This window comes from Bacillus crepusculi (assembly GCF_014764715.1).
GTDB lineage: Bacteria > Bacillota > Bacilli > Bacillales > Bacillaceae > Bacillus.
The window spans coordinates 200,470-212,603 of sequence record NZ_JACXXE010000005.1 but is presented as its reverse complement, the minus strand read 5'-3'; the positions used below and the strand labels follow the sequence as shown (position 1 = coordinate 212,603).

Genomic DNA, 12,134 nt, shown 5'->3' with positions numbered 1-12,134 from the left:
TTTTCCTTCGGGCTGTTTGCTTTTTTCAAATAGAGCTTGGTTCCATTGCACACCTTTACTTTTTCGCCGGTGTTTCTATAGATGCTCTTTTTCCTTCATGATGCCACTTTTCATATAATCCTCCGATTGCACGGAACGACTCGTTTACTCGTTCCACGATCTGTTGATGGATACTCGGATCATTAGGTAAATGCGTATGGATGTTGTCGACTTGATACTGCTTCATCATGTCTCGGTATACAGTAAGAAAGATCGTGTCTTCTAAAATCCAGTAAATGACTTCGTCCGCATCTGTTGTTCTTTTATCCAGCATTTTCACTCCTCGTTCATATTGAATGAGGATATAGCCACTCGAATCGATCTGAATATAAGGGCTCAAATCATCAAAAAATCCAGTCGTTTGAAATGGACGTGCGATATACGGTTCATATATGTCTCGGGGAAGTGATGTCTTTTTAAGACAAGTATCAATGCACTTCATCAGTTCGTCTTTTTGCAAGATTTGATTCATCATCCATTCGCCGCCTTCGATGAGATAAAAGCTGTCAAGGGCTTCCCTGACAGCTTTCTCACTTTGTCTTCTTCATTTCATAGGAACATGTAAACGGCGCCAATGACCGCAAAAGTGCAGGCAACTACGATTAATACTTTTGCTAGCTTTTCCATGTCGTCTCCTTAAATGCCGGCTGCTACTACATAAGACAGCCCAACTGAAATAATGAGTGAAATAAACCCGACCGCTCTATTATCATTCTCAATCTCTTTGTCTACTTTAAATCGTGGTGTTAAAAATTCAAAAATGAAATAGCTGACAAGCAGCATCACAAAGCCGTATACACCCCATCCAACCATTTGAAGGAGAGAGTTGTGCTGTGCGATGGAATGCTGAAACACATTCGCAATCCCAAAGATCTTCCCGCCGGTTGCCATAGCAACCGCTAAGTTCCCCCGCTGAATCTCTTCCCAGTTTTTATAGGAGGTCACGAGTTCAAATATGGTCAGAAATAAGACAAGACATAGGACGGCCACGCTGTAATAGGCGGCAATTTCCACAAGTTCATTTTCCCAAAAGGCTTTCATGCGTTTTCTCCTTTTTACTTTAATTCGACGATGGTGACGCCTGATCCTCCCTCGCCTTGTTCACCAAAACGAGCATTTTTCACACTTCTGTGCTGTTTTAATAATTCCTGGACGCCTTTTCTAAGGGCACCCGTTCCTTTTCCGTGAATAATCGACACACGCGGATAGCCAGCTAATACCGCATCATCTAAATATTTCTCGACTCTGCTTAGGGCATTCTCGTAACGCTCTCCTCTTAAATCAAGCTCAAGCGATACATGATAATCTTTCCCTTTAACCGCCGTAATGGCTTTCTCTTGCTTAAATTCGGGTGCTGATTTGACAAATTCCATGTCTTTTTCTTTTACTTTCATTTTCAGAATGCCCATTTGGACACTCCATTCTTTGTTACCCGTTTGTTCGATCAGTGTTCCTTTTTGTCCGAAGGTGAGCACTTTGACTTCATCACCTGGTTTTAGCTGTCTTGCTATTTTTTTCGCTGGCTCTGGTTTTTTCTTCCGGTCAAACTCAGGGACTGCTTCTTCAAGACGCTTTCTCGCATCGATGAGTTCATGCTCTTTGAACGAGCGATGCTCACTTTTGATCGACCTGAGCTCTTGGATGATGTCTTCTGCTTCTTTCGATGCTTGTTCAATTTTTTCTTTCGCTTTTTGTTCGGCCTCTTCAAGCAGTTTGTCCTTTTGCTCATTCCATTCAAGAATTTGTCTTTGCAATTCTTTATGAAGCTTCTCTGCTTCTTTTCTATAGGCTTCTGTCTCATGCAATTCTTCTTCGGCTTGTTTTTTGCTGTCTTCTAATGAAGCAATCATTTGGTCTACTTCATTATGCTCTGCATGCATATCCGCCTTAGCCCGGTCAATGAGATGATCAGGCAAACCAAGACGTTTGGAAATTTCAAACGCATTACTTCGTCCAGGTACACCGATAAGCAAACGGTACGTTGGGGATAAGGTTTCAATGTCAAACTCCACGCTCGCATTTGTGACACCTTCTCGGTTATATCCGTATGCCTTTAGCTCAGGATAGTGAGTCGTTGCGATGACGCGTGCATTTGTTTGATGCACTTCGTCTAAAATACTCATGGCGAGTGCCGCACCTTCAGCAGGGTCTGTTCCTGCCCCTAATTCATCAAATAACACAAGTGATTGAGACGTCAAATGCTTTAAAATATCCACAATATTGACCATATGTGAGGAGAACGTACTCAAGCTTTGTTCAATGGACTGCTCGTCTCCAATATCGGCAAAGACTTGGTCGAATACAGCCACTTCCGAGCCTTCTTCCACTGGAATATGAAGACCTGCTTGCGTCATCAGCGTCAGTAGACCGAGTGTTTTTAAGGTAACTGTCTTCCCCCCTGTATTTGGTCCAGTGATCACGATCGTAGAGAAATCTTTGCCGAGCTCAATGTCATTTGCGACCACCTGATCCCGAGGCAAGAGGGGATGTCTTGCTCGTTTTAAATAAATCTCTCCTTGGTCATTCACAGAGGGCTTTGTCGCTTTTTCTGCCTTCGCATATTTGGCTTTAGCAAAAATAAAATCTAATGTCTGCAGCTCCTTTACATTGTGAAGCAGTTCCTCAATGTGCTCTGACACGCTCTCTGTCAGCATTTGCAGAATCTTTTCGATCTCTTGTTTTTCTTTTAAACGAGTTTGCTGTAAGGTGTTATTTAAATCCACAACCACTTGCGGCTCAATAAAAAGTGTTGCCCCAGAAGAAGATTGATCGTGAACAATCCCGCCATAATTCGAGCGGTACTCTTGTTTTACGGGAATAACAAACCGATCATTCCGAATGGTGACAATCGTGTCTGACAGCATTTTTGAAGCAGATTGCGAACGAATCATCGACTCTAATTTATCACGTACTTTTGATTCTAGTGAACGTAATTGCGTTCGTATGGTTCGAAGTGCCGGTGTTGCGTGATCAAGCACTTCTCCATTATCACCGATACAGCTCTCGATTTCTTTTCTGACTTCAGGCAGTAAAATGAGCGATTCTGCATATGTATGAAGGCGTGGTATATCGACACCATCTTCATACATTGACGTGAGAAAGTGCTTCATATTTTTCGCAGTATATAATAGCGCTGCGATTTCCATCAGCTCAGAAGGACTTAATATACTGCCGATTTCTGCCCGTTTGACTCCGCGTCTAATATCCGTTAACCCGCCAAATGGTGCAGATCCCTTTAAGCGGATGACATCTTGCGCTTCTGCAACCTCTTCCAGCAAATGCTGAATGGCTTCTATATCCGTGAGCGGCGTTAAATCCTGGGCCTTTTCTTTTCCTAAAGTGGATGCGGTATAGGACATGACTTTTTCTTTTATTTTATGAAATTCTAATGATGCTAACACTTTTTGTTGCAGCATGGTCCAGCCTCCTAACGACTACCTGTCACGCGTTAAAAACTTTTTCATTTCGTTTAGAGAAAAAGTATTCACGACATTTGCTTTTGGTGTCCAGCCCTTTCTTGCAGCTGTTACACCGACTTCCATATGATCCAGCATGGCGATGTTATGCGCATCTGTATTGATCATGATGTTCACACCCGCTTCGTTTGCTTTCATTAAATGTTCTGTTTTCAAATCAAGTCTTGACGGGTTGCTGTTGAGCTCAAGTGCAGTGCCTGTTTTCTTCGCAAGCTCTATGAGCTGATCAATATTTAAGGCATAGCCGTCCCGTCTCCCAATCAAACGGCCTGTTGGATGAGCAATTAAATCCACATGCTGATTTCGCAGAGCATTTTCAAGGCGCTCCATTATGACTTCCTCAGGCTGAGAGAAGCTAGAATGGATAGAGGCAATCACAAAATCCATGTCTGCTAAAAAGTCATCATCATAATCTAACGATCCATCCGGCAGGATATCCATTTCGACCCCTTTGAATATGTGAAAATGCTCAAATTCCTGATTAAGCTTGTCAATTTCTTTTGCTTGCAGGCGCAAACGTTCTTTTGTTAAACCGTTGGCTACTTTTAAATATTGTGAGTGGTCTGTAATGGCGATGTAATCATACCCTTTTGCGATACATGCCTCTGCCATCTCACGTATAGAGAATGCACCATCACTCCATGTCGAGTGCATATGAAGGTCGCCTTTCATATCTTTCAGGTCTACAAATTGCATACTTTCTTTATACGTATCAATCTCTGCTCCGGTTTCACGAATTTCTGGCGGAATGAGTGGAAGTTGAAAATGGGCATAAAAAGCGCTTTCGTCTTCGAATGTTTTCACTTCGCCTGTTTCAATTGTTTCAACGCCATATTCGCTAATACGCTCTCCGCGTTCCTTCGCAAGCTGCCGCATTCGAATATTGTGATCTTTTGAGCCAGTGAAATGGTGCAACGTTGTCGCAAATTGCTCTGTTGTCACAAGCCGGAAATCCACGCTGATCTCAAAATCAAGGGCAAGAATGACAGATACTTTCGTATCACCGCTTGCAATGACATCTTTTACGTCATCAAGTGCAACGAGCTGCTCTCTGACCTGTTCAGGATCGTCTGTTGCAATGATATAATCTAAGTCTTTCACAGTTTCACGTGCACGTCTTAAACTGCCAGCTCTTGAAAAGCGGATGATTCCCTTCATATGTTCCAGCGCATGATCAATCCGCTCTGCGACATCTAAAGCAAAGCCAATTGGCAGCCGTTCAGGCTGCTTTCCCGCTTCCTCAAGGGCTGCAAGAATTTTTTCTTCTGTTTTTTTACCGAAGCCAGCGAGCGCTTGTACGTTCTCCGCTTCGCATGCTTCTTTAAGAGATTGTGCATCGTGGACGCCAAGCTCTTGGTAAAGCTTCGCAATCTTCTTCCCGCCGAGTCCTGGCAATTTTAAGAGCGGAACAAGTCCTTCAGGCACTTCTTTTTTTAATTGTTCGAGTGTTTCTGATTGTCCTTTTTCGATATACTCTGTGATCACAGCAAAGGTTCCTTTTCCAATGCCGGGTAATGCTAATAGATCATCTATTTGAGAAAGGCTGCGGTCATCTTGTTCCAGTGCCGCTGCTGCTTTACGAAAGGCAGAAATTTTAAAAGGATTATCTCCTTTTAGTTCCATATAAACTGCAATTGTTTCAAGAAGTTTGATAATATCTTTTTTATTCATCTCTCATCCTCCAGCCGCTTTGGCATCTTCCTTTATAAATATACAAACTTTCCCTTCATCCGACAACTTTCAGTCATGGAATGAGAAAAAACTTCTCCAAGAAAGGAGAAGTTTTTAAACGCCATACGTCGTCCATAGGTCTTTGACAACGTTGGACAGATAAGGGGTGTTGCCTACGATCACATCTGCTAACATTGATTTGCTCATCATTGTTTGCAGCGCATCAACTGGAAGTAATGCAGCGACAAACAATAGAATAAACACAAATAGATAGGTTTCAAGAAATCCTAAAACACCGCCAAGCAGTTTGTTGACTTGTTTAATCACAGGTATACTTGCAATGGTTGTGAGCAATCCGCCAACGATGGCGAGCAGGATTTTGGTCAAGATAAACAGAATGATAAACGCAATGGTATTATAATAAGCTGTTTCTAAATTTCCGCTAAAGAACGCGAGCTGCGCTTGACCGCCGCTAAAATTAGGTGCTGGAATCCACGTAAGCTGTGGTGCAAGTGACTGATAAAACATGGAAGCCACTAAAATAGAAACAACAAAGCTAATCAATTTAATAAATTGAAGAATAAACCCGCGCTTTAGACCGACAAGCGTTCCCATAAGAAGCAAAAACAAAATGATGATATCGATCACGGTAATTTCATTCCTTTTCTTTAAGCTGAACCTCTAGTTTTTCGTATTGCTCTTTTAATTTCAAGTAGTCGTGGACGACATTGACTGCTGTCAGTACAGCTAATTTGTTTATATCAAGGTATGGGTTTTTTTCGTTTATTTCTCTCATTTTATCATCAACAATTGAAGCAACATGTCGCATATGCATCTTTGTTTCTTGACCGATGATCGTATAGGACTGTCCGTAAATCTCAACTGTTGTTTTTGTTTTACCGCCGTCAGACAACGTTTTTCCTCCATTCCACGAGAATCCTAGTCTCTATCATAACATGTTTAGACATTGAATGGAAAGACGAGCCCTTCCCTGTTATGGTACACTTTAGAAATCAATGATATCAAGGTAAAAAGGAGTTATCCACTGTGCCCCAATCCGTCTTAAAAGCAACTTCAGAAGACCTCAAAAAGATGAAGAGCGCATATGCGCACCATTTAACTGACACTTTACCGCCAGGCGCCCTCTTTCAAGCAAAGGTCCCTGGCTGTACGATTACAGCCTATCGTTCTGGTAAAGTGCTGTTTCAAGGACAAAAGGCAGAAGCAGAAGCAAGTCAGTTCAGCCATTTAAAAGCAGCTGATACAACAAGTAAAAAATCACCTGCTACTGTCACAAAATACAGCCCGCCGCCCGGCATTGCTTCTATGTCAGTGATCGGTTCAGATGAGGTAGGTACAGGTGATTATTTTGGACCGATGACGGTCTGCGCGGCCTATGTTGATGCCAGCCAGCTTGCTCTGATGAAAGAGCTTGGCGTAAAAGACTCAAAAGGACTAAAGGACCCGCAGATTATCAACATTGCCAAAAATCTCATCAAAACCATTCCGTTCAGTCTTCTCGTTCTCCGAAATGAGAAGTACAATACGATGCAGGAAAAGGGCATGAGCCAAGGGAAAATGAAGGCACTGCTTCATAATCAAGTGATCACCTCTGTATTAGAGAAACTAGATGGGAAAGAACCAGAAGCCATTTTAATTGACCAATTTGCAGAGCCTGGTATTTATTTCAAGCACCTTGCAGGAAAAAAAATCATTCGGGAGCGGACGTACTTTAGTACAAAAGCAGAAGGCATCCATTTGTCGGTTGCAGCGGCTTCCATTATCGCAAGGTACGCCTTTTTAATTGAGATGGATAAATTATCAAAGGCAGCAGGCTTTGACATTCCAAAAGGCGCCGGTCCTCATGTGGACAAGGCGGCCGCCAAGCTCATCAAGCTACACGGCGAAGCCGCTTTACGTCAATTTACAAAGCTGCATTTTGCCAACACCCAAAAAGCGAAAAAAATGTTATAAAAAGAGCTAGGGCCCATGTGGCTCTAGCTCTTTTTCTTTAACCGCGTAATACAGCTTGATACGTATCTTCTAATGCTTTCAATACTTTTGTATGAACAGCCGTAACGTCTTCCTCTGTCAATGTTTGCTCAGGGTTTAAATATTGGAGAGAGAATGCAACAGATTTCTTGCCTTCTTCCATATGTTCACCCTCATACACGTCAAAGACGGATACATCTGTCAGTAAATGGCCTCCTGCTTCATAGATGACCTGCTCCAGCTGGCCGCTTGAAATATGTTTATCGACGACAAGGGCAATATCTCTTGTCACAGCAGGGAATCTCGGAATCGCTGTATATTTCATATCCTCTGTTTCAGATGTCATCACATCTGTTAGGTCAAACTCGAATACATACGTTTCCTTTACATCTAATTCCTTTTCAATGACCGGATGAAGTGCCGCAACAAAACCAATCACTTTTCCATTTAAGTGAACATCTGCTGTGCGTCCTGGGTGAAGACCCTCACGCTCTGCTTGAACATATGTGATTTGCTCTGATACACCAAGCTTTTCAAAAAGACCCTCAGCAATTCCCTTTGCTACATAAAAATCAACAGCTTTTTTCTCGCCCTGCCAAAGATTTTTATGCCATAGGCCTGTGAGCGCACCAGCGACATGCTCTTTTTCCACTGGTTTTGCTCCTTCAGCTTCTGCTAAGAAAACAGAACCCGTTTCATAAAATCCAAATGAATCAGCCTGTCTTGCCAGGTTATACGCGACAGAATCAAGTAAATTTGGCAAAAGACTTTGTCTTAGCACACTGCGTTCCTCACTCATTGGCAGTGATAGTTTCGTTTCATAAGCTGGATTTAAGGCAAAGGCTGTAGACTTATGCTGATTCGTCAATGAATACGTAATCGCTTGAGAAAGTCCTGCCCCCTCTAAGAAACGTCTCACCTTCCTGCGCTTCACTTGATACGGCGTAAGACCACCAACTGTACCAGCTGTCGCGGGTAGTGTAGAAGGAATATTATCATAGCCATATAATCTCGCTACTTCCTCAATTAGGTCTTCTTCAATCGTAATATCCATTCTGCGAGAAGGAACCGTTACGACAAGAACTTCATTGGACTCACCCACTGTAAAGCCCAGTTTCTTGAAAATTTGAATCATATCTTCTTTGGAAATGCTCATTCCGAGTACTTTATTTACACGCTCAGTTGATACGTGGATGACATTCATACTTGTTTCAAGGTGATTTTCCTCAACAGTACCACTTAGCACGTCACCACCTGCATAGAGGCTGATCAATTGAGCAGCTCTTTCAGCTGCAGGTTTCGTACGCTGCGGATCGAGTCCTTTTTCAAATCGTGTGCTTGATTCACTGCGAAGCCCTAAGTCTCTAGATGCTTGACGGATGGTTTGACCGTTGAAATATGCCGCTTCTAAAAGAATCGTTGTCGTCTCATCACGCACCTCAGATTCAAGACCGCCCATAACTCCTGCTACAGCGTGCGCCTTCGTCCCATTTGTAATGACAAGATGCTTTGATGACAATGTGCGTTCTTGCTCATCCAGTGTTTGAATGATTTCGCTATCAGATGCCTTACGTACAACCACCTGCTTTGAACCAAAGCGGTCATAATCAAATGCATGAAGCGGCTGACCATATTCAAGCAGCACAAAATTCGTAATATCCACGACGTTGTTAATTGGGCGAATGCCCGCATTCATCAATCTTGTTTGCATCCAAAGCGGCGCAGGTCCAATTTTTACATTTTTAATGATCTTCGCTGCATAAAGTGGATTTGCTTCTTGATCCTCAATTTTTACAGAAATATAGTCTGCTGCTTTTTCCGAAGACGTTTCATATGTTGCATGAGGAAGTTTGACTTCTTTTCCTAAAATAGCCGCCACTTCATAAGCCACACCTAGCATATTGAGGGCATCGGCACGGTTTGGAGTTAAGCCAAGCTCTAGTACCGCATCGTCTAATTGAAGTGCCTGAAGGGCATCATCTCCTGGCTTGACGTCATTTGGGAAAACAAAGATACCTTCTGCATATTCCTTTGGTACGAGTTTGCTTTCTACACCTAATTCTTGCAGAGAACAAATCATGCCATGAGACTCCTCGCCGCGCAGCTTTGCTTTTTTAATTTTAAAGTTCCCAGGAAGAACTGCGCCAACCGTTGCGACGGCCACATATTGGCCTTTATCCACATTCGGAGCTCCGCAAATAATTTGAACCGGTTCGTCTTCACCGATATCCACGAGACATTTGTTTAATTTATCGGCATTCGGGTGCTGTTCTCGCTCCACGACGTGTCCAACGACAACCCCTTTGATGCCTTCACCTTTATATTCAACGGCTTCCACTTCAATCCCGCTTCTAGTGATTTTTTCTGCTAATTCATCTGGCTTGATGCCTTCTAAATCGACATAGTCTTCTAACCATTTATATGAAACAAACATGTTGATTTCCTCCTCTTAGTCCTGCTTGAATTGCTTTGTGAATCTAATGTCATTTGTGTAGAAATGGCGAATATCATCAATGCCATATTTCAGCATCGCAATACGCTCAACGCCCATTCCAAAAGCAAAGCCTTGGTAAGTATCTGGATCAAATCCGCTCATTTTCAGGACATTTGGATGAACCATTCCTGCACCTAAAATCTCAATCCAGCCTGTTCCTTTACATACAGAACAGCCCTTTCCGCCGCATTTAAAGCAAGACACATCTACTTCGACAGATGGTTCTGTGAATGGGAAAAAGCTTGGGCGCAGTCTAATTTCACGATCTTCACCAAACATTTTTCTTGCGACCGTCTCTAGCGTTCCTTTTAAATCACTCATGCTAATATTGTGATCTACGACAAGCCCTTCAATCTGCATGAATTGATGTGAATGAGTGGCGTCATCGCTGTCACGTCTATATACTTTTCCAGGACAGATGATCTTCACAGGGCCTTGGCCTTTATATTTCTCAAGTGTACGTGCTTGAACTGGTGACGTTTGTGTTCTCATCAATGTATCTTCGGTAATATAGAAGCTGTCCTGCATATCACGCGCCGGATGCTCCTTCGGAAGATTGAGTGCTTCAAAGTTATAGTAATCCGTTTCTACCTCAGGACCTTCCTCAACGGTATAACCCATGCCAATAAATAAATCTTCAATATCTTCTACAACAATCGTTAATGGGTGTCTCGCCCCAATTTTGATTGGACTTGCTGGTAATGTGACATCAATGGTTTGAGAAGCCAGTTTTTTCTTTACTTCTTCTGCTTCCAGCTGTTCATTTTTTTCTGAAATGGCACTAGCAATCTGCTCTCTCACTTCGTTTGCGAGCGCGCCCATTTTTGGTCTTTCTTCTGCGGAAAGCTTGCCCATTCCGCGAAGGACTTCAGTAATCGGCCCTTTTTTCCCTAAATATTGTACACGAATGTCATTGACCTCTTTGAGCGAGCTAGCTGCTTCTACCTTCGCTATCGCCTCTGTTTCAAGCTGTTTTAACGTTTCTTGCATGAGTGTAATCCTCCTTTTGATATACAAAACCGTCTGGATAAACGGTTGTTTGATCGTTTGAAGACAATAAAAAAACCCGCCCCTCCAAAAAAGAAGGGACGAGTTGTGGTCGCGGTACCACCCTTGTTAAGCACACATACATGTGCGAATAAGCTTCATTGACATAACGGAATCAAACGAATCCGGTTCACCTTTACGCAAAGACTGCGGTCCCGGTGACAACTCCAGAGGTGAATTCTTGTTTCAGCATTCCTTAAATGCACTTTCAGTCTACGATGCATTCTCCCTATAAGGCCGCTCCTTGAAACAATCTTCCTCTATCATGGTTTTTAAAATATTAGTTTCATTATAGTGAAAATAAACACATGATGCAACACTATCCGCGCAAATGATAGACAAGAACAGCTGCTGCAACAGCTACATTTAAAGATTCTGCCTGACCGTACATTGGCACATATAAATTTTGGTCTGTCATTTGCAAAATCTCTGGATCAATGCCTGCTCCCTCGTTGCCAACAATTAATGCAAATGGACCTTCTGATGCTATGTGTCTATACTCTTTCGCATCTTTTAAAGCACTCCCATATACGGGTACACCTTGCGCCTTTAATGCTGGAATTGTCTGTTGAAGTGTTTGTTTTATGATAGGCAGGTGAAAATGAGAGCCTTGTGCTGAACGGAGCGTTTTTCCGTTAAACGCATCAACGGTTCCGTCTCCTAGGATCACAGCATCAAGACCCGCTGCATCTGCTGTTCGAATGAGTGTGCCTAAATTCCCCGGGTCCTGCACTGCATCTAAAAGTAAAATTCGCTCATACTTCTTTTCTTCAAATACAGGAAGTGTGCATACCGCTGCAATGTGCTGAGGCGTTTCCGTTTCCGTCATCGCAGTAAAAGCCTCTGCACTTAATTCATACAGCTCAATGTCAGGCTCGATGTCAGCAGGGAGCATGTCAGGCGTTGTGACCATTAACTCTTTCACAACCCCGCTCTTTAATGCTTCTTCTACTAAGTGTTTTCCTTCAACAAGGAACAGCCCCGTTTTCGTTCGTTCTTTTTTTGTATGCAGCTTTTTCCATTGTTTAATGCTTGCGTTTTTAGCTGATTCTATATATTTCAAGCGACTTTAACTCCTTTAAATATCATGAATTTATTATATCTCATGCACACTACATAATAAACCTGTCTTTGAGACAGAATAGGGCTATTACCATCAAAAAAGGAGTGTGGATTATGGATTTTAATTTAAGAGGTGCAGTCATTCAAAACATTACTGGCCATAATCAAGAGCAACTGGAACATACGATTTTAGATGCCATTCAAAGCGGTGAGGAAAAAATGCTGCCAGGCCTTGGCGTGTTGTTTGAGGTGTTATGGCAAGAGGCATCAGAGGACGAAAAAAATGAAATCCTTGAAACGCTGGAGCAAGGCTTAAAGCCACAGCAGCAGCAATAAAAGAAGCCGGTTTGCTT

General features: G+C 42.6%; 11 protein-coding genes. 2 read left to right on the top strand and 9 right to left on the bottom strand.

The genetic code is table 11. The features are described from left to right. Positions 1–55: 55 nt before the first annotated feature. The 6 genes from IEE86_RS11425 to zapA form a co-directional block, all read right to left on the bottom strand. Positions 56–511, bottom strand: coding sequence for an Imm63 family immunity protein (locus tag IEE86_RS11425; protein WP_191097377.1), 456 nt, complete (start codon positions 509–511; stop codon positions 56–58). A 164-nt stretch (positions 512–675) separates the two neighbouring features. Then, positions 676–1,080: a DUF350 domain-containing protein gene (locus tag IEE86_RS11420; RefSeq protein WP_007501637.1), complete on the bottom strand. Its 405-nt coding sequence runs from the start codon at positions 1,078–1,080 to the stop codon at positions 676–678. Positions 1,081–1,094: 14 nt separating this feature from the next. Then, entirely contained in the window at positions 1,095–3,452 is a 2,358-nt protein-coding gene (locus IEE86_RS11415) for an endonuclease MutS2 (RefSeq protein WP_191097376.1), read from the bottom strand. A gap of 21 nt (positions 3,453–3,473) precedes the next feature. Beyond that, positions 3,474–5,186 (bottom strand): DNA polymerase/3'-5' exonuclease PolX, encoded by a 1,713-nt coding sequence (gene polX, locus IEE86_RS11410; protein ID WP_191097335.1) that lies wholly within the window; start codon positions 5,184–5,186, stop codon positions 3,474–3,476. 114 nt (positions 5,187–5,300) lie between these two features. After that, positions 5,301–5,834: a CvpA family protein gene (locus tag IEE86_RS11405; RefSeq protein WP_191097334.1), complete on the bottom strand. Its 534-nt coding sequence runs from the start codon at positions 5,832–5,834 to the stop codon at positions 5,301–5,303. Between the two features lie 7 nt (positions 5,835–5,841). Further along, a complete protein-coding gene (gene zapA, locus IEE86_RS11400; RefSeq protein ID WP_191097333.1) occupies positions 5,842–6,099 on the bottom strand; it encodes a cell division protein ZapA in 258 nt (85 codons plus the stop codon). 179 nt (positions 6,100–6,278) lie between these two features. On the opposite strand from zapA, the gene rnhC reads away from it, so the two are divergent. Further along, positions 6,279–7,160 carry a ribonuclease HIII gene (gene rnhC / locus IEE86_RS11395; protein ID WP_224740951.1) on the top strand — a complete coding sequence of 294 codons (882 nt, stop codon included), beginning with the start codon at positions 6,279–6,281 and terminating at the stop codon, positions 7,158–7,160. A 37-nt stretch (positions 7,161–7,197) separates the two neighbouring features. Here rnhC and pheT read toward each other — a convergent pair whose 3' ends face one another. The 3 genes from pheT to IEE86_RS11380 all read right to left on the bottom strand — a co-directional run bounded on the left by pheT (position 7,198) and on the right by IEE86_RS11380 (position 11,782). Further along, positions 7,198–9,612 (bottom strand): phenylalanine--tRNA ligase subunit beta, encoded by a 2,415-nt coding sequence (gene pheT / locus IEE86_RS11390; RefSeq protein WP_191097331.1) that lies wholly within the window; start codon positions 9,610–9,612, stop codon positions 7,198–7,200. Positions 9,613–9,627: 15 nt separating this feature from the next. Next, a complete protein-coding gene (gene pheS, locus IEE86_RS11385; protein ID WP_191097330.1) occupies positions 9,628–10,662 on the bottom strand; it encodes a phenylalanine--tRNA ligase subunit alpha in 1,035 nt (344 codons plus the stop codon). A 376-nt stretch (positions 10,663–11,038) separates the two neighbouring features. Further along, entirely contained in the window at positions 11,039–11,782 is a 744-nt protein-coding gene (locus IEE86_RS11380) for a TrmH family RNA methyltransferase (protein ID WP_191097329.1), read from the bottom strand. A 113-nt stretch (positions 11,783–11,895) separates the two neighbouring features. Between IEE86_RS11380 and sspI the strand changes: the two genes are divergently transcribed. Beyond that, the gene (gene sspI, locus IEE86_RS11375) at positions 11,896–12,117 is read left to right on the top strand and encodes a small acid-soluble spore protein SspI (RefSeq protein ID WP_071168808.1); all 222 of its coding nucleotides are present in this window, start codon (positions 11,896–11,898) and stop codon (positions 12,115–12,117) included. Positions 12,118–12,134: the final 17 nt, after the last annotated feature.

Coding starts and splice junctions, on each gene's coding strand:
- pheT (WP_191097331.1), bottom strand. CDS start 9,612: ATGTTTGTTTCATATAAATGGTTAGAAGACTATGTCGATTTAGAAGGC.
- IEE86_RS11425 (WP_191097377.1), bottom strand. CDS start 511: ATGAATCAAATCTTGCAAAAAGACGAACTGATGAAGTGCATTGATACT.
- polX (WP_191097335.1), bottom strand. CDS start 5,186: ATGAATAAAAAAGATATTATCAAACTTCTTGAAACAATTGCAGTTTAT.
- rnhC (WP_224740951.1), top strand. CDS start 6,279: ATGAAGAGCGCATATGCGCACCATTTAACTGACACTTTACCGCCAGGC.
- pheS (WP_191097330.1), bottom strand. CDS start 10,662: ATGCAAGAAACGTTAAAACAGCTTGAAACAGAGGCGATAGCGAAGGTA.
- IEE86_RS11420 (WP_007501637.1), bottom strand. CDS start 1,080: ATGAAAGCCTTTTGGGAAAATGAACTTGTGGAAATTGCCGCCTATTAC.
- sspI (WP_071168808.1), top strand. CDS start 11,896: ATGGATTTTAATTTAAGAGGTGCAGTCATTCAAAACATTACTGGCCAT.